We start from the raw sequence: 23,622 nt of genomic DNA, 5'->3' as shown, positions 1-23,622 counted from the left end.
TTTTGTCTCAGACGATCAACTCAGGAGTCGATCAATCTTCGCGATAGCGACGCAGCTTCAACTGCTTGCCTGCAACGCGGGTGTCCTTGAGTTTGGTCAGCAGACGCTCAAGGCCATCTTCCGGCAGTTCAACCAGGCTGAAGCTGTCGCGCACCTGGATGCGACCGATTGCTTCGCGGGCCAGGCCGCCTTCGTTGAGGATTGCACCCAGCAGGTTCTTGGCAGCGATGCCATCACGCGCACCCAGCGCGGTACGGCAACGAGCACGACCTTCGGCCAATGGGACCGGAGCACGACGCTCACGATCACCACTGCGCTCTGGACGATCCGACGACGAACGATCGCTACGCTCACGCGGCGTGTTGTTCGGCACCAGCGGACGCTCGCGCTCGATGGCTGCCAGGGTCAGAGCCTGACCGTTGGTAGCTTTGCGCAGCAGAGCAGCGGCCAGGGCGCGCGGGCTGCAACCGATATCGGCAGTCAGACGATCCAGCAGCTCGCCGTGAGTCGACTCGGCATCGCCAACCAGCGGCGACAGGCTGTTGGTCAATTTCTTGATGCGGGCATCGAGAACAGCCTGAGCATCCGGCAGGCGGACTTCGGCAACTTTCTGACCGGTTACACGCTCGATCACTTGCAGCATGCGGCGCTCACGTGGAGTCACCAGCAGCAGTGCACGACCTTCGCGACCGGCACGGCCAGTACGGCCGATACGGTGAACGTAGGACTCTGGGTCGTACGGCATGTCAACGTTGAATACGTGAGTGATGCGCGGAACGTCCAGACCACGAGCAGCAACGTCGGTCGCTACAACGATGTCCAGGCGGCCATCCTTGAGGGAGTCGATAACGCGCTCACGCTGGTTTTGAGCGATGTCGCCGTTCAGTGCAGCTGCCTTGTAGCCTTTGGCTTCAAGTGCGCTGGCCAGATCCAGAGTCGCTTGCTTGGTACGAACGAACATGATCAGGGCGTCGAAATCTTCGACTTCCAGCAGGCTCAGTACGGCAGAGGTCTTCTGGTCAGCGTGAACCAACAGGTGAGCCTGTTCGATCGCGGTAACGGTCTGGGTTTTGGTCTGGATCTTTACGTGCTTCGGATCGCGCAGGTGGCGCTCAGCGATGGCACGGATCGACTGCGGCAGGGTAGCCGAGAACAAAACGGTCTGACGGGTTTCCGGCATGGCCTTGAAGATGACTTCCAGGTCGTCCATGAAGCCCAGTTTGAGCATTTCGTCTGCTTCGTCGAGAACCAGGTGGTTCACGGTAGCGAGGACTTTCTCGTCACGACGCAGGTGATCGCACAGACGGCCCGGAGTAGCGACAACGATTTGCGCGCCATTACGGATTGCTTTCAGTTGCGGGCCCATCGGCGCACCGCCGTAGACAGCCACAACGGTAACGCCCGGCATTTGCTTGGCGTAGGTTTCGAAAGCGGTGGCCACTTGCAGGGCCAGTTCGCGAGTCGGCGCCAGGATCAGTGCTTGCGGCTCGCGCTTGCTTGGGTCGATACGATGCAGGATAGGCAGTGCGAACGCGGCGGTTTTACCGGTACCGGTCTGCGCCTGACCGATCATGTCGTGGCCAGCAAGGATAATAGGGATCGATTGCTGCTGAATGGCCGAAGGCTCTTCATAGCCAGTCGCGACGACTGCTGCAACAATATTAGGATGAAGTTCAAGAGCGGCGAAGCCGCCGATTTCCTGGGTCATGGGTCTGCCTCTAGTGCATCCGCAAAGACCCATGCTCCAAAGCTGCGCGTGCCGTGTACGACCCTAAAGTCACCCTGGCTGCTTTGTCGGCGGGGATTTGCGAAAACGTTTGATGAATGGATCGCCTAGGATAGTCCGCAGAGCGAACAAGCAGCCGAAGCTGGCTTCGGGGAATTGCAATACCTTGACGAGGGTCCTGTTAAAGACCGGCGCGCACTATACCGGAATTACGCAAAAAAGTGAGGATTTTTTTCACTACTAATGATGGCCGATGCCCAAAGCCTACAGGCTTTGCGCAAACCTGTAACAGTGTCTATTTTGCAACAGGCCCGGCATTACGGGAGAACCTGCTTAAACGGTTCACCCGATCAGTCAAATAGTCTGCCCCCGATCCTACTTCAAGCGCAGGGATTTCCTACATGACTTCCTCTATAAAAGGCCGCGTCAGCCGTGAACTGCACGACCACGTCATGCTTATCGGCCTGGACCGTGTCGCCAAGCGCAATGCGTTCGACCTGGAACTGCTCAACCAGTTAAGCCTGGCTTACGGGGAATATGAACGTGAGGAACAAGCGCGGGTTTTGGTGGTTTTTGCGCACGGCGAGCACTTCACTGCTGGCCTGGACCTGGCCGAAGCCGGCCCGGCCCTGATCAATGGCTGGCAGGTTCCGGAGGGTGGCTGTGATCCCTGGGGCATATTCGCCGGCCCGCGGGTCAGCAAGCCGGTGATCGTTGCTGCACAGGGCTATTGCCTGACGCTGGGTATCGAGTTGATGCTCGCATCGGATATCAATCTGTGCGCGAGCACCACCCGTTTCGCGCAGCTTGAAGTCCACCGGGGAATCTTCGCGTTTGGCGGCGCCACGTTACGCCTGCATCAGATCGCGGGTTGGGGCAACGCGATGCGCTGGCTGCTGACCGGGGACGAGTTCGATGCCCACGAAGCCTGTCGCATGGGGCTGGTGCAAGAGGTCACCGCCCCGGAGGACCTGCTGCCTTATGCCTTGCTGCTGGCCGGACGCATTGCCGAACAGGCACCGCTGGCGATTCGCGCAACAATCGCCTCTGCCCGTCAGGCGGTGCTTGAAGGCGAAACAGTCGCCGCTCAGGCGTTACCGGCCAGAGTCCAGGCGATCATGAGCACCGAAGATGCCAAAGAGGGTCTGCTTGCCATGCAGGAACGCAGACCCGGCGCGTTTCACGGAAGTTGAGCATCAGGTCGCGGGACGCACATCCTTGATCAATGATGCCAACGAGTAACCCAAGCGAGGCGCCAGCTCTTCAGCACGAGCATTCAGCGACGCCATGTCCAGCTCCTGATCCAGATCGGCAGGAACGATCAGGATAACGTTGCCCTCCTTCACCGGCAGTTCCCAGTAGTGCCGGTGATAGAGGCCGCGCAACAGCGCCGCGCCCAGCGGTTTGCCGTCATCCGCAGCCCATTGATTAATGACCAGCCAGCCCCCCGAATTCAGACGCTTCTGACAGTTCTCGAGGAATTTCCAGGCAAGGTGCCCGACGCCCGGCCCGACATCGGTGTAGAGGTCAACGAAAATCAGGTCAGCCGGCTCAGCGGTTTCAAGCAGCTCCAGCGCGTCACCAATGCGAATAAAGAGCCGGGGATCATCGTCCAGCCCCATGAACTCAATCGCCAGACGCGGTACGTCAGGGCGCAATTCGATAGCTTCAACATCTTCCAGCGGCAAGAACTTCAGACAGGCCTGAGTCAGAGTGCCCGCGCCCAGCCCCAGAAAAAGCGCGCTTTCGGGAGCTTCGTGGCACAACGCGCCAATCAGCATCGCCCGGGTGTAGTCGTACTCAAGCCAGCTGGGATCGGCCGTGAAAGTGCAGCTTTGCTCGATGGCATCGCCGAATTCCAGAAAGCGGTAATCATCCACTTCCAGTACGCGAATCATGCCGAAATCGTCGTGCACCTCGGCCAGAATCCGCTCCACCCGCTCCTCAGTCATTGCTTCTCCTAACGGCGAGCCCAAGTCTGGCCTGTTGATGCGGTCGCTGGACCGCGCAAAAAGTGAATTGTCGATCAAGCACAGCAACAAGGTCACGCTCTTTCTCTTTAATTGCCGCCTCTCATATTGGCGCTGGGGCTCCGATCATCCCTTGTTTGCTGGCGACGGCTCGGCGAACTGCTAACATGCCGGTCCGATTGCCTGACCTTGAGTTCATGATGAGCCAACCCTGGAGCCCCGACAGCTGGCGGGCATTGCCCATTCAGCAGCAACCTCAATACCCTGATGCTGCGCACCTGCTGAAGGTAGAGCAGACGCTGGCCAGTTATCCGCCATTGGTGTTTGCCGGTGAGGCCCGAGAGTTGCGTCGACAGTTCGCCGAGGTGACCCAAGGTCGCGCCTTCCTGCTGCAAGGTGGTGATTGCGCAGAGAGCTTCGTCGAGTTTTCCGCAGCGAAGATCCGCGACACCTTTAAAGTGCTGCTGCAGATGGCAATCGTCATGACCTTTGCCGCTGGCTGCCCGGTGGTCAAAGTAGGCCGTATGGCCGGGCAGTTCGCCAAGCCGCGCTCGGCCAACGACGAAACCATCGACGGCGTGACCTTTCCTGCTTACCGCGGCGATATCGTCAACGCCATCGGCTTCGATGAAAAAAGCCGCGTTCCGGACCCTGACCGACTGATTCAGGCTTACAACCAGTCCACCGCGACCCTGAACCTGCTGCGTGCCTTCGCTCAAGGCGGTTTTGCCGACCTGCACCAGGTGCACAAGTGGAACCTGGACTTCATCGCCAACTCGGCGCTGGCTGAAAAGTACAGCCAACTGGCCGACCGCATTGATGAAACTCTGGCGTTCATGCGTGCCTGCGGAATGGACAGCTCACCGCAATTGCGCGAGACCAGCTTCTTTACCGCCCACGAGGCTTTGCTGCTGAACTACGAAGAAGCCTTTGTGCGGCGCGACAGCCTGACCAACGATTACTACGATTGCTCGGCGCACATGCTGTGGATCGGCGACCGCACCCGGCAACTGGACGGGGCTCATGTGGAGTTCTTACGCGGGGTGAACAACCCGATCGGCGTGAAAGTCGGGCCAAGCATGAACACCGATGACCTGATTCGCCTAATCGACATCCTCAACCCGGACAATGACCCCGGCCGCCTCAACCTGATCGCCCGCATGGGCGCGAACAAGGTCGGCGACCACTTGCCACAGCTGATTCGTGCCGTTGAGCGCGAAGGCCGCAAAGTGCTGTGGAGTTCCGACCCGATGCACGGCAACACCATCAAAGCCAGCAGCGGCTACAAGACACGCGACTTCGCGCAGATCCTTGGCGAGGTGAAGCAGTTCTTCCAGGTGCATCAGGCAGAAGGCACCTATGCCGGTGGTATTCATATCGAAATGACCGGGCAGAACGTCACCGAATGCATTGGCGGTGCCCGGCCGATTACCGAAGATGGCTTGTCGGATCGCTACCACACCCACTGCGACCCACGGATGAACGCCGATCAGTCGCTGGAGCTGGCGTTCCTGATTGCCGAGACGTTGAAGCAGGTTAAGCGCTAGGTCTCAGACAACCCAAAACCTATAGGAGCTGTCGAAGGCTGCGATTGGATACCTTTGACACGGCCGCCATCGCAGCCTTCGGCAGCTCCTACAGAGGTTATATATAGGCGACATCAGCGCTTCATCGGATCTTTCCAGAAGTGCTGCTCGGCCTCCTGATAGACATCCGCACGGCTCAAACCCAGATCCTTCAATGCCGTGTCACTCAGACTCGCCAATTGCCGACGCTGACGATGCAGTTCGTACCAGCGGGATGTATGTTTCTTGACTGACTTGAGCAGGCGCTCGATCCAGGAATCCCGGGACAGGGTTTTAAGTACCAACACGTAACCTTTTTGACCTTTCATCATCTTGCCCTCCATGTGGGATGGCTAGAGTCTCGCGCCAGCGATAAGATCAATCCAACGAATGTTTCTTATGCACTGCATCTGGGAGATTGATGTATTGGCCAGTTACCCGAGCATCGACACCGAGCTCTTGCGCACCTTCGTGGCCATTGCCGATCACGGTGGATTTACCCGTGCAGGCGAAGTGGTGAACCGCACTCAATCGGCGGTCAGCATGCAGATGAAGCGTCTGGAGGAGGATTTAATCCAGCGTCCGCTGTTCCAGAAGGACGGACGCACGGTGAGCCTGACGATTGAGGGTCAAGTACTACTGGGCTATGCGCGGCGGATCCTGAAGCTGCATGGAGAGGTCTTCAATACTCTGCGCGAGCCTCATATGGTGGGCGTGGTAAAAATTGGCTCACCGGACGATTACGTCATGCGCTTTTTGCCCGGCATTCTCCAGCGTTTTGCTCAGGCCTATCCGTTGGTGCAGATTGAAGTGCACTGCGAACCCTCAAGGCAATTGCTCCTGCGCCAGGATCTGGACCTGAGTATCGTCACTCGCGAACCCGGCACCGAGATCGGCCAGATCCTGCGTCAGGAGCGTTTCGTCTGGATGGCTGCTCAAGGCTTTTATCCTCACGAACAGAACCCGATACCTCTGGCGATGTTCAACACCGACTGTTTTTGCCGGACGTGGGCCTGCAACGCTCTGGACGCCATGCAACGCGATTATCGGATTGCCTACACCAGTGCCAGTCTGGCGGCCATTAGCGCGGTAGTGACGGCGGGTCTGGCAGTGACAGCGCAACTGGAAAGTCTGCTGACCCCTGATTTACGCATCATCGGCGAGGCGGAACAAATGCCGCAGCTGCCACTGGCGAGCATCGTCCTGCTGCGTAATCCAAAAAACCCGTCACCCATCACTGAATGCCTGGCCGAACACATCGCCGAAGGTTTCAGGCTTTGAGCTTTCAGGCTTTAAAGGCCAGGATCACCGCGCAGACCACCAGGAAACCGCAGAACAGCGAACGCAACAAACGCTCGGGCATCGAATGAGCCAGCTTCACGCCCCAACTGATGCTGGCCAACCCGCCAACGGCCAACGGAATGCCCATGCCCCAATTGACGTGATCGTGCAGCGCATAGGTGAACAGCGTAATCGCGGTGCTGGGTGTCGCCAGCGCAAGTGCCAGACCCTGCGCGACCACTTGAGTCGCACCAAAAAAACTGGTCAGGATTGGCGTTGCAATCACTCCGCCGCCAACGCCAAACAAGCCACCGGTGATGCCTGAGCCCATCCCCAACAACCAGAGACGGTTGACGTGGCGCAACTCACTGCTGGCCTGATCCTTGCGCCAGAACATCTGCGCCAGATTGAAAACCGTCAGCAAGATCAGGAAGGCGATAAAGGCCAGTCGCATGTGTTGCGGGTCAAGGCGCACAGCCCACAACGAGGTCAGCCACGCCAGACAAAAGCTAGGAATGATCAACATCATCGCGTTGCGCATGGAAATACGGTTGCGCTGGTTATAGCGCCACAGGGCCAGCAGCACATTAGGCAGTACCATTAACAACGCAGTACCTTGGGCCAGCTGTTGGTCAAGCCCGAACAGGACACCCAAAGCAGGAATCGCGACCAGACCGCCGCCAATGCCAAACAATCCACCCAGAGTGCCCATTGCAGCACCCAGCAATACGAACATCACCACTTCCATCACACCGCGATCCCCACTCAAACGATGCGCGCATGCTACGCAGTCTGGCTGTGCAGGCAAATAACCGATACGCGCTATTACGCAGGTTTCATGCACGTGATAGAGAGCAACGACCGGATGAGTGCACAGGCTGAATGGAATTTATCTGGCGCAATAAACATCACAGCACTAAATTGTCGTCATGACACCCGCTAGAGAGGATTACCCCATGAGCGCTGACGCCAGCTCCACTGCCGACAGTAACTGCCACGCGTTGCAGCTCGACAACCAACTGTGTTTCGCACTGTATTCGACCTCGCTGATGATGACCAAGGTCTACAAGCCACTGCTTCAGGCGCTGGGCCTGACCTATCCCCAGTACCTGGCCATGATGGTGCTGTGGGAACAGGACGGTCTCACCGTTGGCGACGTGAGCACTCGCTTGCTGACTGATCCGGGCTCTTTGACCCCGCTACTCAAGCGTCTGGAAGGCGAAGGTCTGATCAGCCGCACACGCAGCAAGGAAGATGAACGGGTCGTGCTGCTGCGCCTCACCGAACAAGGCCGTGCCCTGCAACAAAAAGCCCTGACCGTCCCTGGCTGCATCCTGACAGCCAGCGGTCTGGAAATTGAGCAGTTGCAAGCGCTGCAAGGCGAACTGCTCAAGCTTCGCGGAAATTTGCAGGGCAGTGTTTGAGGCATTTGCCTCCAGGACACACGGCAGAAGCTTTAAATGCAATGTGTTTCCTGCAGGAGTGATCGCCACCCGATCACTCCTGCAGGTCCGCTTTCTTCACCATAGCGCTGTGATTTCTTACAAAAGCAACAGGATTGAAATGCAATCCCGTTGCGACCATGCGCTACGCCGCCTCCCCCCAAAAAAACCATCCAGTCCGAAAATCTAAAAAATTACCTTGCGCGCAAACTATTTGCGCGATACATTTAATTCGCACTCAGTTAGCGCGCAAATATTTAGCGCAAACAGACAATTTTTGAACCACTCCGATCCCTACGATCTTTCAACCATAAAATGAGGTGACACCATGAATACTCTCTACACCGCAATCGCAACTGCAACCGGCGGCCGTGATGGTCGTGCTGTTTCCAGCGACAACATCCTCGACGTAAAGCTCGCTACACCAAAAGAACTCGGCGGTGCAGGTGGTGCAGCCACTAACCCCGAGCAACTGTTCGCTGCCGGTTACTCGGCTTGCTTCATCGGCGCGTTGAAATTCGTTGCCGGTCAAAGCAAACGCAGCATCCCGGCTGACGCCTCGATCACTGCCCATGTCGGTATCGGTCAGATCCCAGGCGGTTTCGGCCTGGATATCGACCTGAACATCAACCTGCCAGGCCTGGAACAAGCCGACGCCGAGCAACTGGTTGAAGCCGCTCACCAGGTATGCCCGTACTCGAACGCTACTCGTGGCAACGTTGATGTGCGTCTGCACGTAACCGTGTAAACGCCCGATCACTACTCAGGATTCGAACATGAAAACCGTGAACAAAGTCTTGACCGGTGCCCTTCTCGCCCTGTCCATCAACAGCGCATTTGCTGCAGGCACCGTGGAACACAACACTCAGGCATTTCTCGATGCGCTGAACTCTGGTGCTGGAAAGCCGATTGAGCAGTTGTCGCCCAAAGATGCCCGCGCAGTGCTTACGGGCGCTCAGGCCGGGGTCAAACTGACCATGCCCAAAGCTGACGTCAGCGAGAAAACCATCAAGGCCGACGGCCAGGACATCAGCCTGACCATCGTGCGTCCGGCCGGCGTCAAAGGCACGCTTCCGGTGTTCATGTTCTTCCACGGTGGCGGCTGGGTTCTGGGAGATTTCCCGACTCACGAACGTCTGGTGCGTGATCTGGTGGCGGGTTCAGGTGCGGTAGCGGTGTTCGTCAATTACACGCCGTCACCGGAAGCGCACTACCCGACAGCGATCAATCAGGCTTATGCGGCGACCAAATGGGTGGCTGAGCATGGCAAGGAAATCAATGTCGACGGCAAGCGTCTGGCCGTGGCGGGCAACAGCGTCGGCGGCAACATGGCAGCGGTAGTTGCCTTGATGGCCAAAGACAAAGGCACCCCGGCGATCAAATACCAAGTGCTTCTGTGGCCAGTAACCGACGCAAATTTCGAGACTGGCTCTTATGATCAGTTCGCAGAAGGTCACTTCCTGACCCGCAACATGATGAAGTGGTTCTGGGATAACTACACCACTGATACTAAACAGCGTAACGAGATCTACGCCTCACCGTTGCGTGCAACGGTAGATCAACTCAAAGGCCTGCCGCCCGCATTGGTGCAGACCGCGGAGAACGATGTATTGCGTGATGAAGGCGAGGCGTATGCCCGTAAATTGGATCAGGCCGGGGTGTCAGTCACCTCAGTGCGCTATAACGGCATGATCCACGACTACGGTCTGCTGAACGTCGTCAGTCAGGTTCCGGAAGTGCAGTCGGCGCTGTCACAAGCTTCTCAAGAGCTGAAAGTGCATCTGAAGTAACCGCGGCCCCTGTAGGAGCTCACCGAGGTTACGAGGCCAGCGATGGCGGAGTGTCAGGCAAACCGGTATCGCTGGCCTCGTAACCTCGGTGGTTCCTACAGAAATGCATTTCAGTTCAGCACGTTATTCGTTGTTTGACTCAACTCAACACCCACAAAAAAGCCCGCATCGCTGCGGGCCTTTTTGTGGAAGCGGTAAAAGCTGTGCTTATTTAGCACGGCCTTTGTAGGAACCGCCTTCGCGTGTATCGATCTCGATGCGATCACCGATTTCGATGAAATCAGCAACTTGCAGCTCGGTACCGTTGGCCAGCTTGGCAGGCTTCATCACCTTGCCGGAAGTGTCGCCACGAGCCGAACCTTCGGTGTAGTCAACTACACGAACGATGGTGGTCGGCAGCTCTACGGAAACCAGACGCTCTTCGAAGAAGATCGCTTCGCAAACGTCGGTCATGCCTTCTTCCACGAATGGCAGAACGGCTTCGATGTCTTCAGCGTTCAGCTCGTACATGGTGTAGTCAGTGGTGTCCATGAACGTGTAGGTGTCGCCGCTGATGAAGGACAGGGTCGCTTCTTTGCGGTCGAGGATTACGTCGTCCAGTTTGTCGTCAGCGCTGTAAACGATCTCGGTCTTGTAACCGGTCAGCAGGTTTTTCAGCTTGGTCTTCATGATGGCGCTGTTACGACCGGACTTGGTGAATTCAGCTTTCTGAACCAGCCAAGGGTCGTTTTCAAGACGAATCACGGTACCGGGTTTGAGTTCTTTACCAGTTTTCATTGCGCATATCCGAATTTGGATGGAAGTTGCCGAGGCTCTGTACGAGAAACCGCTTTACGCAGTCACGCAAAGGTCTTTTTCGTACAGAGCCTAATCTCAAGGCCGCGTATCATACGAAACTCCACAAAACAGTACCAGCGTCGTCGCAAGATCCGCATGGGAAGCTTGTTGCAGACACCAGTTCTCGCCGTGTTTTTTGATCTCATCCCAGTGATCAAGAACCGCATGCCAACTTTCAGCCCCCTCATGACCTGCATTCCAGGTGTGCCAAAAACGGCTCAAAGCCTTGGCAGCATCGGGCGAGAGCCCTGCAAGGTAGTGTTTCATAAAGGCATCGAGCTTGATCCAATGGGCATCATCCTCCTGCTCATAGATGTGCCAGAGCAGCGGTCGACCCGCCCATTGTGCCCTTACAAAGGAGTCTTCGCCGCGAACTATGTTGAAATCACAACACCACAGCAGGCGGTCATAATCTTCCTGCCTGACGAACGGCAACACCTGGACAATCAACGCACCGCGTTTTTCCAGTGCACCGGCTTTCAAGCCGTCCACCTCCAGCCAGCGTTGCACATCACCGAGAATACGACCTTCGGGCACCAACAAATGCGTAGCTTTGTTATCGGTAGCCAACGCGTCAAGCCAGGCACCGAGGCCGGGATTCTCATAGGCAAATACCGAAATCAGCCGCGCAGTATCGTCGGGCGTAACGTCCAGCGCCCGGAGGAACCCTTGGCGCTCTTCCCTGCTCAGCTGAAACGCCTGGCGTGTCATGAGCAAGTCGCGCTCGCGCAACAAGCCACCGGTGGTCGGAACAAAGCCCGGGAAGAAGAAAAACTTGCGCAGGCCATTGGATTGCACCGATGGCAGACCATGGCAACCGCTTACCCAGTCCTCAGCACTGAGGTATTCGAGATTGATCCACACCGGCCGTGGCGAACATTGCGCAATAGCGTCTATGTACTCGGGTGGTAAACGGCAGGCGAACGCCTCAACGATCACATCTGGGAGATCAGTGGCCAGCCATTGCTTCGGCCATTGATGAACGCTGACGCCTTCGCGCCACTGCTGCGCAGCCTCGGCATCAGCGCCAGGGCTGATGCGCACGAAAGCAGCCAGATCATCGACCCACAGTCGCACCTTAATGCCATGTTCGGCTACTAGTTGCCGGGCCAGACGCCAGGTCACGCCGATGTCGCCGTAGTTGTCGACGACACTGCAAAAAATGTCCCAAGAGGCTTTCATTTCCGGCTCCCTGAGGCTGGATGATAAAAAACGTCGATTGTCCTTCAGACAACCGGCATTCACCAGCCTTCGCTCATGGCACAATCACAGCATCTGCAGTCAACGCCGAGATCCTGCCATGCCTACTTCCCATCGCCGCGAGCTGAATGTTTCCGTTCACCCACTGAAACTGATCGCCTGTATCGCCATTGGCATCTGGCTTGGTTTTATCGCTGTGGTGTTGACCGGCATGTTGTTCTACAAGGCTCTGCCCGCAGCCGAAACTCAGGTAATCAATAATGCCGCCGCTCAATTGAGCGCGCCGCCCGTCACCAAACCGGCGCCCGCTGCGGAAAAAACCATGTTCGAAAAATATGAGCAAAGCCTGCGTGAAAGCGAGGCTCGCCAGGCGTGGGAGCAGGCTCAGGAACAACAGCAGAAAAACTTCAATGGCCCCAAATGCAACTTCTGGATGCAGCAGGATCGCACCGCTCCCAGCGAAAAGAGCCGCGCCAATGTCATCCAGTTCTGCGGATAAACCATGAACAAGCAAGACGTGTTGCAACTGATCATCAGCAAATTAGAAGTGGACCTGGATATCGCCCAGCGCGCTGCGCAGACCGCCTATGAAACCGCGACCCACGAAGAAAACATCGCCGAGAACAAGTACGACACACTGGGCCTGGAAGCTTCTTACCTCGCTGCAGGTCAGGCGAGGCGTGTGGAAGAAATTCGCCAGTCGCTCATGCTCTATCAAAAGCTGGCGCTCGCACCGTTCAACGAGCACAAAGGGATTCAGCCCGGCGACCTGATCACACTGGAAAATCATTGGCGTTGAACAGCATTTGTTTCTGGGACCTGATGCCGCTGGTCTGAAGGTTCAATACGACGCGCACGCAATTACAGTGATTACCGCCCGTGCGCCATTGGGCCAGACCCTGCTGGGTAAACTGGCGGGCGATGAGCTCGAAATCCACGTCAATGGCAGCAGCCAAACCTTCGAAGTCACACAGATAGTGTGACCGGCTATTCATTTGCAGGGTTGATCGCTCCAACTTTTTCTGGGTAAGGTGGCCTCGTCGCCACACAAAGTGACCGGGACTACATAACCGGAAGCAAGGACTCACTAAGTAGGAGATATTTCATGACTAACGTCATTGCTTTTCCTGACGCCCATGAACGTGATCGCCTCAAGTCAAGTGACCACCCTGGGCTGAGATACCTGAACAAGAAAGAGCGACTGCTGATCGACCAGTTACGTGAGACCAGCCATGCCGGGCGCCAGTACGTCTATGACTACGCGGCCATCATGCTGCTGTCCAAACCATTGCATCCGGATTGATTGCCTGCCTGGATGAGTCGCCCGCAAGACTGGCTTTAGCCGGGAGCCTGTTGTTCCTGCCCAAATGTGGGCAGAGACTGCGAATGCGCTCTCGCGGCTGAAGCCGCTCTTACGAAAGTGTGTACATCTATCGGCGCCCGTATCTCCCAGAAGCGCCTATAGTGGCCGCACGCCCCGGCAATCTGGAAACCGTCATGAACTCCGCTGGATTTGAATCGCCCTCCTCCGAACCTCGCAAAACTACAGAATCGACCGGCAAGAAAATCGTCGACCATCTGCGCTTCCACAAGAATCACGCACATCTGGCCAGTACTTTCGGCAACGATGGGTTTGCTCTCAAGGCCGAAGCCTTCGCTCGCTTCTTTGGTACACCGGCTTTCCTCGGTGCGCAAACCGTCATCGTCTTGCTCTGGGTGGTGTGTAACACCACAGGCCTGACGCAATTCGATCTGTACCCGTTCATCCTGCTGAATCTGGCGTTCAGCCTGCAATCGGCCTACGCCGCGCCACTGATTCTGTTGGCTCAAACACGCCAGTCGGCCCGAGACAAAGCCAACGCGGATGCTGATGCCCAACACCGCGAAGACCTTGCTGCGCAAATGCTTGGGTTACTGGAGCAAAACACTCGCCTCACCGAGTTGACCAAGAGCCTGACTGAACGTATCGAGACGCTGACCTCCGACATGCACAAGCATTTCGTGAAGCGCGACCCTGTCGATTGCGACAAAAAGCCGGGCTGATCTGCCGTCCATCCCTCGCACCTTCCCGATAGTAGATCGCCAACGGCTCTGCGGCCTTTGCTCCACGCGCCGGCCTGATGAAATTGCCCGAGAGCGGCCATGCACACCTTAATATTGCGCTCATCATAAAACAGCAGGATTATGACCGTAATTCAAACCGTCATTGCCTCTGGAGCGCGCGCCATGCAGACCCTGTCCCGAGAAGAAAAACTCAACCATTGGCGACAAGAAGAACAGGCGATACGTGAACGCCTGGGTGCGGCGGGCACGATGCGCCTGACCGAAGTAGCCAGCCTGGAACCCTCAGAATTCTTCGACGGCATCGGCCGTGGCGATCTGCCCTGTCCGCCCATTGGCGCGCTGATGGATTTCATCCCACTGCGCTGGTCGCCGGGGGAGTTTATTTTTCAGGGGACGCCTGACGAACGCCACTACAACCCGCTCGGCAGCGTGCATGGCGGGTACGCCGCGACATTGCTGGACTCGTGCATGGGCTGTGCAATCCATAGCCTCCTGAAAAAAGGTCAGGGCTACACCACCCTGGATTTGCGCATCAGTTACGTAAGAGCGTTGAACCATGCAGTCGGCCCCGTGCGCGCGGAAGGCAAAGTGCTCCACGTCGGCCGTTCAACTGCCCTGGCCGAAGGCAGGCTATACGACGTTGATGACCGGCTCTACGCGATTGGGAGTACGACCTGCATGATTCTCAATATGGATACTTGAACAAAACCTCGGAAGGAGCGCACGAGCACCGCAAGGAAAAGATGGCGACGTGTCAGACAAAACGCTATCGCTGCCTCGCGGTGCTCGTAAGCTCCTACAGTTCCTGTGTTTGCTGAATAAGCTAAATCTTGAACCCTGAATGCCTTCTATTGACCAATCTTACACGCTCATTCGTGACGCACAGGCAAATATCCCTTTCCCGTCCCACTGTTTTTCTCCGCAGTCCGAGTCGGGATACTGAGCTCACGTATTGTTTGTTGAATCAATTTGAAGGAGCACTGCACATGACTATTCCAGCATTGGGCCTCGGCACTTTTCGCCTCAAGGACCAGGTTGTCATCGACTCGGTGACCAACGGTCTGGAGGTCGGCTATCGAGTGATCGATACCGCACAGATCTATGGCAATGAAGCAGAAGTCGGTAAAGCCATTGCAGCAAGCGGCGTCCCTCGTGAAGAGCTGTTTATCACGACCAAAATCTGGACGGACAACTTCGCCGCCGACAAGCTGATCCCCAGCCTCAAGGAAAGTCTGGCAAAACTGCAGACTGATCATGTGGATCTGACGCTGATCCACTGGCCATCACCTGAAGGCAAAGTCTCGGTCAAGGAATTCATGACAGCATTGCTGGATGCCAAAAAGCAGGGGCTGACGAAACAGATCGGTATTTCCAACTTCACGATCGCGTTGATGAAGGAGGCCATTGAAGTGGTGGGTGCCGAGAACATCGCGACCAACCAGATCGAGCTGCATCCCTACCTGCAAAACCGCAAGGTGGCTGATTTTGCCAAACAGCAGGGTATCCACATCACGTCTTACATGACCCTCGCCTACGGAGAAGTGCTCAAGGACCCGGTGATCGAACAGATCGCCAAGCGCCACAACGCTTCGACTGCACAAGTGACGCTGGCCTGGGCGATGCAATTGGGCTACGCGGTGATCCCGTCGTCGACCAAACGCAGCAACCTTGAGAACAACCTAAAGGCCCGCGAGCTTAAGCTGAGCGACGAAGATATGGAGCAGATCGCAGCGCTGGATCGAGGCCACCGCCTGACCAGCCCTGCCAGCCTTGCGCCGAAATGGGATTGATCAGAACCTGATTTGGAATGCGATAGCAGTGGGAGCTAGCTGTCTCTGACGCCACGATGTCGCGAAGCAAACACGGAACTGTAGGAGCGCACGAGCACCGCGAGTCCGCGATAGCGGTGTGTCAGACTAACCGCCATCGCTGCCTCGCGGTGCTCGTAAGCTCCTACAGAAAAGCATCCCAAGTCAGCTAATTGCAGGTGCTCTCACAAGAGATCCAATTCCTATTCATTGAGATGCATTCACCCCACCGCCACCAACCGCTCCAGCACCGACTGATCACGCCCAGCCCGCACCACATTGGCGTACAGCGACTCGGCAATTTCATCAGCACGGATTGGCAGCACTGATAACAAGGTGTCGCTCAAACCGTGGCTCGCTTCACAGAAGCCCTGCATATAAATCGAGGCTTTGCAGCGGCTGTCAGTCTTGATCCGATAGTCGCGATCCACTTCGAAATCCCCCAGGTACTCGCTCAGCGGTTCCAGCAGATGGCGATGTAACTGACGCTCGTAACCGGTGGCCAGGACCACGGCGTCGTAGGTCTGCACGCTGCTTTCACCATTGGCCAGATTGCCCAGCGCCACTTCAATACCGTTGGCCGTAGCCTTAGCGTTCTGCACTGAGGTCAGGCTGCGGAAAGTATGACGGGCAATGCCGGAGACTTTCTGGCGATAGAACACACCATAAATGCGCTCAATCAGATCAATGTCCACCACCGAATAATTGGTGCTGTGGTATTCACGAATCATCTGTTCGCGCTGCTGGCCGTTCTGGCTGAACATCAGGTCAGTGAATTCGGGTGAGAACACCTCGTTGACGAACGGGCTGTCGTCGGCAGGCTTGAGTGCAGGGCTGCGCAGAATCATGTCCACCTGCACCGACGGATAGCTGTCGTTCAGATCGATGAAGGCCTCGGCCGCACTCTGCCCGCCGCCAATGATCGCAATGCGCATTGGCTTGCCAAGGGCGCAGGCTTGCTGGGCCATGGACTGCAGATATTTCGAATGGTGGAACACTCGCGCGTCCCCCTTCAGGCTGGAGAATGCTTCAGGGATACGCGGCGTACCACCAGGGCTGACCACGACCGAACGGGTGGTCCGTACGTGATTCTGGCCTTGTGTATCACGGGAAATAACCCGCAGCGCCTCGACCTGCTGTTTGTGCAGTACCGGCTCGATGGCGGTGACTTCTTCGCCATAGCGGCTCTGCTCGTTGAACTGCGCCGCGACCCAGCGCAGGTAGTCGTTGTACTCCATCCGGCACGGGTAAAACGTCCCGAGGTTGATGAAGTCCACGAGGCGACCGTGTTGCTTGAGGTAGTTAACGAACGAAAACGGGCTGGTGGGATTGCGCAGCGTGACCAGATCCTTGAGGAAGGAAATCTGCAATTCGCTTTGGGTCACCAGCGTGTTGCCGTGCCAGCGATAATCGGCCTGTTTGTCGAGGAACAACGCATCCAGCGCACCCTCCCGTTCACCCCGCTCCTGCAGGGCAATTGCCAGTGCCAGATTGGATGGACCAAAACCGATACCGATCAAATCGTGAACCACGGCAGATACAAGAGCCTGTGTCATTCCAGTGTCCTCGGGAGATGTCGCCCGCTCGTCAATCGATGGCCAGCAAGGTGGCCTGTTGCAGTAGGAAACGAGGACAGAGAAACAAAATTTAACGATTGATCGGACACTGCTGTCGCTTACGTCAATCTTCTGTAGCAGCTCACGAGCAACGCGAGGCAGCGATGGCGGTGTGTCTGATACACCGCCATCGCTGCCTCGCGTTGCTCGTGAGCGCCTACAGGGCTGAATTCAAATGCGTGGGCTTAACGCAACTCCCCACGCAACAGCGCCACTTGCTCGCGTGCCGCTGCCGGGGCGGCGGCATCACCGGTCAACGCCGGCCCGGCAACCACAGTCACCCGCGACCAAAGGCGCCGGAACAAGCCTTTACCCGGTGCGCGGCTGAAAAAGCTGCCCCACAAGCCTTGCAGCGCCATTGGGATAACCGGCACCGGCGTCTGCTCAAGAATGTGCGTCATACCGCTTTTGAACTGATCGATCTCGCCGTCGCTGGTCAACTTGCCTTCCGGGAAGATGCACACCAGTTCGCCTTCGCTCAGGTAGTGCGCGACTTTCTTGAACGCCTGATCGTAGATCTGCAAGTCCTCACTGCGCCCGGCGATAGGAATGGTCCCGGCAGTGCGGAAGATGAAATTGAGCACCGGCAGGTTGTAGATCTTGTAGTACATGACGAAACGAATCGGCCGCCGCACCGCACCGCCGATCAACAGCGCATCAACGAAAGAAACGTGATTGCAGACCAGCAATGCCGGGCCTTCGTCGGGAATCTGATCGAGATTCTGGTGTTTGACGCGATACATGGAATGGCTGAGCAGCCAGATCATGAAGCGCATGGTGAACTCGGGAACGACCTTGAAGATGTAGACGTTGACCGCGATGTTCATCAACGAGATGACCAGAAACAGCTCCGGGATCGACAGCTGAGCCACGCTGAGCAGCAAGATCGAAACAATCGCCGAGACCACCATGAACAGCGCATTGAGGATGTTATTGGAAGCAATCACCCGCGAGCGCTCGCTTTCCAGCGTTCGGGACTGAATCAACGCGTACAGCGGCACGATGTAGAAGCCACCGAAAATCCCGATCCCGAGAATGTCCAGCAACACCCACCACGCCTGACTGAAACCCAGCACGCCCAGCCAGTCGTTGGCCATGACGTTCTGCGGCATCTGCCCGGAATGGCACCACAGCAACAGGCCAAACACCGTGAGGCCCATCGAACCAAACGGCACCAGACCGATTTCCACCTTGCGTCCGGACATGCGCTCACACAGCATCGAGCCAGTTGCGATGCCAATGGAAAACACGGTCAGAATCAGCGTCACCACGGTTTCGTCGCCGTACAGCCACTCTTTGGCGTAGGACGGGATTTGCGTCAGGTAAATCGCACCGACGAACCAAAACCACGAGTTACCGACAATCGAGCGCGACACCGCTGGCGTCTGGCCAAGCCCCAAGCGCAGGGTGGCCCAGGTCTGAGTGAAGATGTTCCACTCGATTTTCATCTGCGGCGCAACGGCTGCGGCCCGCGGGATACTATGGCTGGCGATGTAGCCCAGACACGCAGTCAGCACCATCACGCTGGCGACGAACATCTCGTAATGCGCAGTAGACATGATGATGCCGGCACAGATGGTCCCGGCCAGAATTGCCAGAAAGGTGCCCATTTCAACCAGCCCATTGCCGCCGACCAGTTCTTCTTCTCGCAGGTGTTGCGGCAAGATCGAATACTTCACCGGCCCGAACAACGCTGAGTGGGTCCCCATCGCGAACAGCGCCAATAGCATCAGCCACAGGTGTCCGAACAGAAACCCCACCGATCCCACCAGCATGATGCCGATCTCGGCCAGCTTGATCACACGAATCAACGCATCCTTGGCGTACTTCTCACCAAACTGCCCGGCCAGTGCAGAAAACAGGAAGAACGGCAAGATGAACAGCAAGGCGCACAGGTTCACCCAGATCGAGCGATCACCGTCGATGTTCAACTTGTAGAGAATGGCCAGAATCAGCGATTGCTTGAGGATGTTGTCGTTGAATGCCCCAAGTGACTGGGTGATGAAAAACGGCAGGAATCGACGCTTTCCAAGCAGGGTGAATTGTGACTGATGGCTCATCGTCCGCGATCCTGAATGACTTGGGCCACATTGAAGACGTTAGATGACGTAATGTCGATAGGACGTTTCCGAATGTTGTAGATCTGGAGGTCAATTCAGAATGGCGCAGATCCTGTGGGAGCGAGGCTTGCCCGCGATTCAGGCGCTGTGGTTGCCCAGACAGACCGCATCATCGTTTATCGCGAGAAGCTCGGTTCGTATCCAGACTACCTGTATGCCACTGAATTGAAATACATGCTGGAGCTCACGAGCACCGCGAGGCCGCGATGGCAGTTTGTCTGATACACCGCTATCGCGGCCTCGCGGTGCTCGTGCGCTCCTACAAGTCCATCTCCATCGTTTGGCGTGAGATAGCGCGGTGTGATGAACACCCGGGCTGCTCCCAAAGGAATCAACAGATTTGCGGGCAGTGCTTGCCTGCGACAAGCGCCCCAAGTGCCCACATCCGCCCACTCTTCCCTTTCACGACTAAAGTCGCTCCTACTACCCCGAACCTTCATGCGAGACTAGCCAGCTTGTTATTGAGGCTCTGAATGTCTATGTCGCTGTCCACCGGGCTGATTGCGGCCGTTGCCCTGGCTTATATGGCCATCATGTTTGCCATCGCCTTTTACGGTGACCGGCGCAGTACGTCGCTGCCGCCCCGGCTGCGCGCGTGGGTGTACAGCCTGTCGCTGGCGGTGTACTGCACCAGCTGGACGTTCTTCGGCGCGGTTGGTCAGGCCGCCGAGCAATTGTGGTCGTTCCTGCCGATTTACCTAGGGCCTGTGGTGCTGATGCTGCTGGCGCCATGGGTACTGCAGAAAATGGTGCTGATCAGCAAACAGGAAAACATCACCTCGATTGCCGACTTCATCGCCGCCCGATACGGCAAGTCGCAATCCCTGGCAGTAGTGGTTGCGCTGATCTGCCTGGTTGGGGTTTTGCCCTACATCGCCCTGCAACTCAAAGGCATCGTGCTCGGTGTGAACATCCTCATTGGCGCCGTCGCGGACGCCGCCGGGACCCGGGCGCAGGACACAGCACTTATCGTCTCGCTGGTCCTCGCTCTGTTCACCATTGTTTTCGGTACGCGCAATCTGGACGTCACCGAGCACCACCGTGGCATGGTCATGGCCATTGCCTTCGAGGCCTTGGTCAAGCTGTTCGCCTTCATGGCGGTGGGCGCGTTCGTGACGTACGGCCTGTATGACGGCTTCGACGACCTGTTCAATCAGGCCCTGATCGCGCCACGGCTTGAGGAGTACTGGAAGGAAACCATCAACTGGCCTTCAATGGTGGTCCAGACCGGCGTGGCAATGATGGCGATTGTCTGCCTGCCACGACAGTTTCACGTCACCGTCGTAGAAAACATCGACCCGCAAGACTTGCGGCTGGCCAAGTGGGTGTTTCCCGCCTATCTGGTTCTCGCGGCACTGTTCGTAGTGCCAATCGCACTGGCCGGGCAAATGCTCCTCCCGGACTCGGTGCTGCCGGACTCGTTCGTGATCAGCCTGCCACTGGCGACGACTCACCCTTCGCTGGCCCTGCTGGCGTTCATCGGCGGCGCCTCGGCGGCCACGGGAATGGTGATTGTGGCGAGTGTCGCGCTGTCGACGATGATCTCCAACGACATGCTGCTGCCGTGGCTGCTGAGCCGTAAAACGGCTGAGCGCCCGTTTGAAGCGTTCCGCCACTGGATGCTGTCGGTGCGCCGGGTCAGCATCGTGGTCATTCTGTTGCTGGCCTATGTTTGCTACCGACTGCTGGGTTCGACTGCCAGTCTGGCAACCATTGGCCAGATCGCCTTCGCTGCCATTACCCAACTCTCCCCCGCGATGTTCGGCGCACTGTGGTGGAAGCAGGCCAACCGCCGTGGAGTTTTTGCCGGGCTGGGTGCCGGGATCTTTCTCTGGTTCTACACGCTGGTATTGCCGATTTCCGCTGAAAGCCTCGGTTGGTCTCTGGATACCTTTCCACTGCTGACATGGCTGCACAGCAATCCACTGGGGCTGCCGATTACTCCGTTGACCCAAGGCGTAGTGCTGTCGCTGGCGGGCAACTTCATCCTGTTCGGCTGGGTGTCGGTGATCTCCAAGACGCGGGTTTCCGAGCACTGGCAGGCCGGGCGCTTCATCGGTCAGGACGCCAGCGTCAGCACCGGCAACCGGCCGCTGCTGGCGGTGCAGGTCGAGGACTTGCTGAACCTTTCCGCGCGCTTCGTGGGTGAAGAACGCGCCCGACAAAGCTTCATCCGCTTTGCCTATCGGCAGGGCAAAGGCTTCAACCCGAACCAGAACGCCAACGGTGACTGGATCGCCCACACCGAGCGCCTGTTGGCCGGTGTACTCGGCGCGTCATCGACCCGCGCCGTGGTGAAAGCCGCCATCGAAGGCCGCGACATGCAGCTCGAGGACGTGGTGCGCATCGCTGACGAAGCGTCCGAGGTGCTGCAGTTCAACCGTGCGCTGCTACAGGGCGCCATCGAGAACATTACCCAAGGCATCAGCGTGGTCGATCAGTCGCTGAAACTGGTGGCGTGGAATCACCGTTATCTGGAGCTGTTCAATTATCCGGAGGGACTGATCAGCATTGGCCGCCCGATTGCCGACATTATTCGCTACAACGCCGAGCGTGGTCTGCTTGGCCCCGGCGAGGCGGAAGTTCACGTGGCCCGGCGACTGCACTGGATGCGTCAGGGCCGCGCCCACACGTCGGAGCGGATGTTCCCCAATGGCCGGGTGATCGAGCTGATCGGCAACCCGATGCCAGGCGGTGGTTTCGTGATGAGCTTCACTGACATTACCGCCTTCCGCGATGCCGAGCATGCACTCAAGGGCGCGAATGAAAGCCTTGAACAACGGGTCGCCGAACGAACCCATGAGCTGTCGCAACTGAACCTCGCCCTGACCGAAGCCAAGGGCACGGCCGAAGCGGCGAACCAGTCGAAAACCCGCTTTCTCGCCGCAGTCAGCCATGACCTGATGCAGCCGCTGAATGCCGCCCGATTGTTTTCTGCTGCGCTGTCCCATCAAAACGACGGCATGCCCGCCGAAGCCCAGCAGTTGGTACAACATCTGGACAGCTCGCTGCGCTCGGCCGAAGACCTGATCAGTGATTTGCTGGACATTTCCCGCCTGGAAAACGGCAAGATCACCCCGGACCGACAGCCTTTCGCGCTGAACACGTTGTTCGACACATTGGGCGCAGAGTTCAAGGCGTTGGCTCAGGAGCAAGGCCTGGAGTTCCGGGTAAGTGGTACTGCGCTGCGGGTCGACAGTGACGCCAAATTGCTGCGGCGCATCCTGCAGAACTTCCTGACCAATGCCTTCCGTTACGGCAAAGGCCCGATATTGTTGGGCGTGCGCCGCCGTGGCACCTACTTGAGTCTGGAGGTCTGGGATCGTGGGCCGGGTATTCCGGAAGACAAACGACGGGTGATTTTCGAAGAATTCAAACGTCTGGACAGCCACCAGACCCGCGCCGAAAAAGGCCTGGGACTGGGTCTGGCGATTGCTGATGGTCTGTGCCGTGTACTGGGCCACACCTTGCAAGTGCGTTCATGGCCGGGCAAAGGCAGTGTCTTCAGTGTATGCGTGCCGCTCGCCCAGCATCAGACAGTTCCGGCCAGCGTCGTGCCCGACGCGAACCGCACTGCGCTGACCGGGACGCAGGTGCTGTGCATTGATAACGAGGACAGCATTTTGATCGGCATGAACAGCTTGCTGACTCGCTGGGGGTGTCAGGTCTGGACTGCCCGCAGCCGTGAGGAATGTCAGGCACTGCTGGATGAAGGCGTACGCCCGCAACTGGCGCTGGTGGATTACCACCTGGACAACGGCGAAACAGGCACCGAGCTGATGGCCTGGTTACGCACGCGTCTGGGTAAACCGGTACCGGGCGTAGTAATCAGCGCCGACGGCCGCCCGGAGCTGATTGCCCAAGTGCATGCTGCCGGGCTGGATTACCTGCCCAAACCGGTCAAGCCCGCAGCGTTGCGGGCGCTATTAAGTCGGCATGTGGTGTTGGGGTGAGGTCTTAGGAACTCACGAGCACCGCGAGGCAGCGATGACGTCCTGTCTGATACACCGCTATCGCGGCCTCGCGGTGCTCGTGCGCTCCTACAGATCAACCGTTTTGCTTCGCGACAGCGTGGTATCCGGAACACCGGGGCGTCTGTATCAAAAAATACACTACTTGATCTGGAATACGTTTTTGTAGGAGCGCACGAGCAATGCGAGGCCGCGATGGCGGAGTATCAGGCAGGACGCCATCGCTGCCTCG

Annotated in this window: 20 protein-coding genes and 1 pseudogene; 13 read left to right on the top strand and 8 right to left on the bottom strand. The window is 57.5% G+C overall.

Features of this window, described 5'->3' with window-relative positions:
• Positions 1–31: 31 nt before the first annotated feature.
• The gene (locus AUC60_RS18895) at positions 32–1,708 is read right to left on the bottom strand and encodes a DEAD/DEAH box helicase (RefSeq protein WP_087270985.1); all 1,677 of its coding nucleotides are present in this window, start codon (positions 1,706–1,708) and stop codon (positions 32–34) included.
• Positions 1,709–2,127: 419 nt separating this feature from the next.
• Between AUC60_RS18895 and AUC60_RS18885 the strand changes: the two genes are divergently transcribed.
• A complete protein-coding gene (locus AUC60_RS18885) occupies positions 2,128–2,919 on the top strand; it encodes a crotonase/enoyl-CoA hydratase family protein (protein ID WP_087270982.1) in 792 nt (263 codons plus the stop codon).
• Between the two features lie 3 nt (positions 2,920–2,922).
• On the opposite strand, the gene AUC60_RS18880 is transcribed toward AUC60_RS18885, so the two are convergent.
• On the bottom strand, positions 2,923–3,678 hold the full coding sequence (locus AUC60_RS18880; RefSeq protein ID WP_087271093.1) for a spermidine synthase: 756 nt from the start codon (positions 3,676–3,678) through the stop codon (positions 2,923–2,925).
• Between the two features lie 218 nt (positions 3,679–3,896).
• Here AUC60_RS18880 and AUC60_RS18875 point away from each other — a divergent pair, with 218 nt between their 5' ends.
• Positions 3,897–5,243 carry a class II 3-deoxy-7-phosphoheptulonate synthase gene (locus AUC60_RS18875; protein WP_087270979.1) on the top strand — a complete coding sequence of 449 codons (1,347 nt, stop codon included), beginning with the start codon at positions 3,897–3,899 and terminating at the stop codon, positions 5,241–5,243.
• A 113-nt stretch (positions 5,244–5,356) separates the two neighbouring features.
• Here the strand turns inward: AUC60_RS18875 and AUC60_RS18870 are convergent, their stop codons facing one another.
• On the bottom strand, positions 5,357–5,593 hold the full coding sequence (locus AUC60_RS18870) for a DUF1127 domain-containing protein (protein WP_167384371.1): 237 nt from the start codon (positions 5,591–5,593) through the stop codon (positions 5,357–5,359).
• A gap of 67 nt (positions 5,594–5,660) precedes the next feature.
• Here AUC60_RS18870 and AUC60_RS18865 point away from each other — a divergent pair, with 67 nt between their 5' ends.
• Positions 5,661–6,542 carry a LysR substrate-binding domain-containing protein gene (locus tag AUC60_RS18865; RefSeq protein ID WP_405623143.1) on the top strand — a complete coding sequence of 294 codons (882 nt, stop codon included), beginning with the start codon at positions 5,661–5,663 and terminating at the stop codon, positions 6,540–6,542.
• A 4-nt stretch (positions 6,543–6,546) separates the two neighbouring features.
• Here AUC60_RS18865 and AUC60_RS18860 read toward each other — a convergent pair whose 3' ends face one another.
• A complete protein-coding gene (locus AUC60_RS18860) occupies positions 6,547–7,293 on the bottom strand; it encodes a sulfite exporter TauE/SafE family protein (protein ID WP_167384375.1) in 747 nt (248 codons plus the stop codon).
• Positions 7,294–7,498: 205 nt separating this feature from the next.
• Here AUC60_RS18860 and AUC60_RS18855 point away from each other — a divergent pair, with 205 nt between their 5' ends.
• From AUC60_RS18855 to AUC60_RS18845, 3 genes are all read left to right on the top strand, one after another.
• On the top strand, positions 7,499–7,966 hold the full coding sequence (locus tag AUC60_RS18855; RefSeq protein WP_087270968.1) for a MarR family winged helix-turn-helix transcriptional regulator: 468 nt from the start codon (positions 7,499–7,501) through the stop codon (positions 7,964–7,966).
• Positions 7,967–8,312: 346 nt separating this feature from the next.
• Positions 8,313–8,732, top strand: a complete 420-nt coding sequence (locus AUC60_RS18850; RefSeq protein WP_087270965.1) for an organic hydroperoxide resistance protein — start codon at positions 8,313–8,315, stop codon at positions 8,730–8,732.
• Positions 8,733–8,760: 28 nt separating this feature from the next.
• Positions 8,761–9,774 (top strand): alpha/beta hydrolase, encoded by a 1,014-nt coding sequence (locus AUC60_RS18845; protein ID WP_087270962.1) that lies wholly within the window; start codon positions 8,761–8,763, stop codon positions 9,772–9,774.
• Between the two features lie 207 nt (positions 9,775–9,981).
• On the opposite strand, the gene AUC60_RS18840 is transcribed toward AUC60_RS18845, so the two are convergent.
• Both AUC60_RS18840 and earP read right to left on the bottom strand, forming a co-directional pair.
• Positions 9,982–10,551: an elongation factor P gene (locus AUC60_RS18840; RefSeq protein WP_027900557.1), complete on the bottom strand. Its 570-nt coding sequence runs from the start codon at positions 10,549–10,551 to the stop codon at positions 9,982–9,984.
• 96 nt (positions 10,552–10,647) lie between these two features.
• Positions 10,648–11,793 carry an elongation factor P maturation arginine rhamnosyltransferase EarP gene (gene earP / locus AUC60_RS18835; RefSeq protein ID WP_087270959.1) on the bottom strand — a complete coding sequence of 382 codons (1,146 nt, stop codon included), beginning with the start codon at positions 11,791–11,793 and terminating at the stop codon, positions 10,648–10,650.
• A gap of 118 nt (positions 11,794–11,911) precedes the next feature.
• Between earP and AUC60_RS18830 the strand changes: the two genes are divergently transcribed.
• From AUC60_RS18830 to dkgB, 6 genes and pseudogenes are all read left to right on the top strand, one after another.
• Positions 11,912–12,310: a hypothetical protein gene (locus AUC60_RS18830; RefSeq protein WP_087270956.1), complete on the top strand. Its 399-nt coding sequence runs from the start codon at positions 11,912–11,914 to the stop codon at positions 12,308–12,310.
• A 3-nt stretch (positions 12,311–12,313) separates the two neighbouring features.
• Positions 12,314–12,794 (top strand): annotated as a pseudogene (locus AUC60_RS18825) (GreA/GreB family elongation factor).
• Positions 12,795–12,916: 122 nt separating this feature from the next.
• The gene (locus AUC60_RS18820; protein ID WP_087270954.1) at positions 12,917–13,114 is read left to right on the top strand and encodes a hypothetical protein; all 198 of its coding nucleotides are present in this window, start codon (positions 12,917–12,919) and stop codon (positions 13,112–13,114) included.
• Between the two features lie 194 nt (positions 13,115–13,308).
• Entirely contained in the window at positions 13,309–13,854 is a 546-nt protein-coding gene (locus AUC60_RS18815) for a DUF1003 domain-containing protein (protein ID WP_087270951.1), read from the top strand.
• A gap of 183 nt (positions 13,855–14,037) precedes the next feature.
• Positions 14,038–14,577, top strand: coding sequence for a PaaI family thioesterase (locus AUC60_RS18810; RefSeq protein ID WP_087270948.1), 540 nt, complete (start codon positions 14,038–14,040; stop codon positions 14,575–14,577).
• A gap of 284 nt (positions 14,578–14,861) precedes the next feature.
• Positions 14,862–15,665 (top strand): 2,5-didehydrogluconate reductase DkgB, encoded by an 804-nt coding sequence (gene dkgB / locus AUC60_RS18805; protein ID WP_087270945.1) that lies wholly within the window; start codon positions 14,862–14,864, stop codon positions 15,663–15,665.
• A gap of 239 nt (positions 15,666–15,904) precedes the next feature.
• On the opposite strand, the gene AUC60_RS18800 is transcribed toward dkgB, so the two are convergent.
• Together AUC60_RS18800 and AUC60_RS18795 are read right to left on the bottom strand one after the other, a co-directional pair.
• A complete protein-coding gene (locus tag AUC60_RS18800) occupies positions 15,905–17,239 on the bottom strand; it encodes a lysine N(6)-hydroxylase/L-ornithine N(5)-oxygenase family protein (RefSeq protein ID WP_087270942.1) in 1,335 nt (444 codons plus the stop codon).
• Between the two features lie 245 nt (positions 17,240–17,484).
• Entirely contained in the window at positions 17,485–19,359 is a 1,875-nt protein-coding gene (locus tag AUC60_RS18795) for an MFS transporter (protein WP_087270939.1), read from the bottom strand.
• A gap of 539 nt (positions 19,360–19,898) precedes the next feature.
• Here AUC60_RS18795 and AUC60_RS18790 point away from each other — a divergent pair.
• Positions 19,899–23,372, top strand: a complete 3,474-nt coding sequence (locus AUC60_RS18790; protein ID WP_087271087.1) for a hybrid sensor histidine kinase/response regulator — start codon at positions 19,899–19,901, stop codon at positions 23,370–23,372.
• Positions 23,373–23,622: the final 250 nt, after the last annotated feature.

The organism is Pseudomonas caspiana (assembly GCF_002158995.1).
Classification (GTDB): domain Bacteria; phylum Pseudomonadota; class Gammaproteobacteria; order Pseudomonadales; family Pseudomonadaceae; genus Aquipseudomonas; species Aquipseudomonas caspiana.
The sequence above is the reverse complement of the archived record's forward strand: the minus strand, read 5'-3'. Positions and strand labels throughout refer to the sequence as shown.

Excerpts from the sequence above, each read along its gene's own strand:
- AUC60_RS18895 (WP_087270985.1), bottom strand. The coding sequence starts at position 1,708 with ATGACCCAGGAAATCGGCGGCTTCGCCGCTCTTGAACTTCATCCTAAT.
- AUC60_RS18885 (WP_087270982.1), top strand. The coding sequence starts at position 2,128 with ATGACTTCCTCTATAAAAGGCCGCGTCAGCCGTGAACTGCACGACCAC.
- AUC60_RS18880 (WP_087271093.1), bottom strand. The coding sequence starts at position 3,678 with ATGACTGAGGAGCGGGTGGAGCGGATTCTGGCCGAGGTGCACGACGAT.
- AUC60_RS18875 (WP_087270979.1), top strand. The coding sequence starts at position 3,897 with ATGAGCCAACCCTGGAGCCCCGACAGCTGGCGGGCATTGCCCATTCAG.
- AUC60_RS18870 (WP_167384371.1), bottom strand. The coding sequence starts at position 5,593 with ATGATGAAAGGTCAAAAAGGTTACGTGTTGGTACTTAAAACCCTGTCC.
- AUC60_RS18865 (WP_405623143.1), top strand. The coding sequence starts at position 5,661 with ATGCACTGCATCTGGGAGATTGATGTATTGGCCAGTTACCCGAGCATC.
- AUC60_RS18855 (WP_087270968.1), top strand. The coding sequence starts at position 7,499 with ATGAGCGCTGACGCCAGCTCCACTGCCGACAGTAACTGCCACGCGTTG.
- AUC60_RS18850 (WP_087270965.1), top strand. The coding sequence starts at position 8,313 with ATGAATACTCTCTACACCGCAATCGCAACTGCAACCGGCGGCCGTGAT.
- AUC60_RS18845 (WP_087270962.1), top strand. The coding sequence starts at position 8,761 with ATGAAAACCGTGAACAAAGTCTTGACCGGTGCCCTTCTCGCCCTGTCC.
- AUC60_RS18840 (WP_027900557.1), bottom strand. The coding sequence starts at position 10,551 with ATGAAAACTGGTAAAGAACTCAAACCCGGTACCGTGATTCGTCTTGAA.
- earP (WP_087270959.1), bottom strand. The coding sequence starts at position 11,793 with ATGAAAGCCTCTTGGGACATTTTTTGCAGTGTCGTCGACAACTACGGC.
- AUC60_RS18830 (WP_087270956.1), top strand. The coding sequence starts at position 11,912 with ATGCCTACTTCCCATCGCCGCGAGCTGAATGTTTCCGTTCACCCACTG.
- AUC60_RS18820 (WP_087270954.1), top strand. The coding sequence starts at position 12,917 with ATGACTAACGTCATTGCTTTTCCTGACGCCCATGAACGTGATCGCCTC.
- AUC60_RS18815 (WP_087270951.1), top strand. The coding sequence starts at position 13,309 with ATGAACTCCGCTGGATTTGAATCGCCCTCCTCCGAACCTCGCAAAACT.
- AUC60_RS18810 (WP_087270948.1), top strand. The coding sequence starts at position 14,038 with ATGCAGACCCTGTCCCGAGAAGAAAAACTCAACCATTGGCGACAAGAA.
- dkgB (WP_087270945.1), top strand. The coding sequence starts at position 14,862 with ATGACTATTCCAGCATTGGGCCTCGGCACTTTTCGCCTCAAGGACCAG.
- AUC60_RS18800 (WP_087270942.1), bottom strand. The coding sequence starts at position 17,239 with ATGACACAGGCTCTTGTATCTGCCGTGGTTCACGATTTGATCGGTATC.
- AUC60_RS18795 (WP_087270939.1), bottom strand. The coding sequence starts at position 19,359 with ATGAGCCATCAGTCACAATTCACCCTGCTTGGAAAGCGTCGATTCCTG.
- AUC60_RS18790 (WP_087271087.1), top strand. The coding sequence starts at position 19,899 with ATGTCGCTGTCCACCGGGCTGATTGCGGCCGTTGCCCTGGCTTATATG.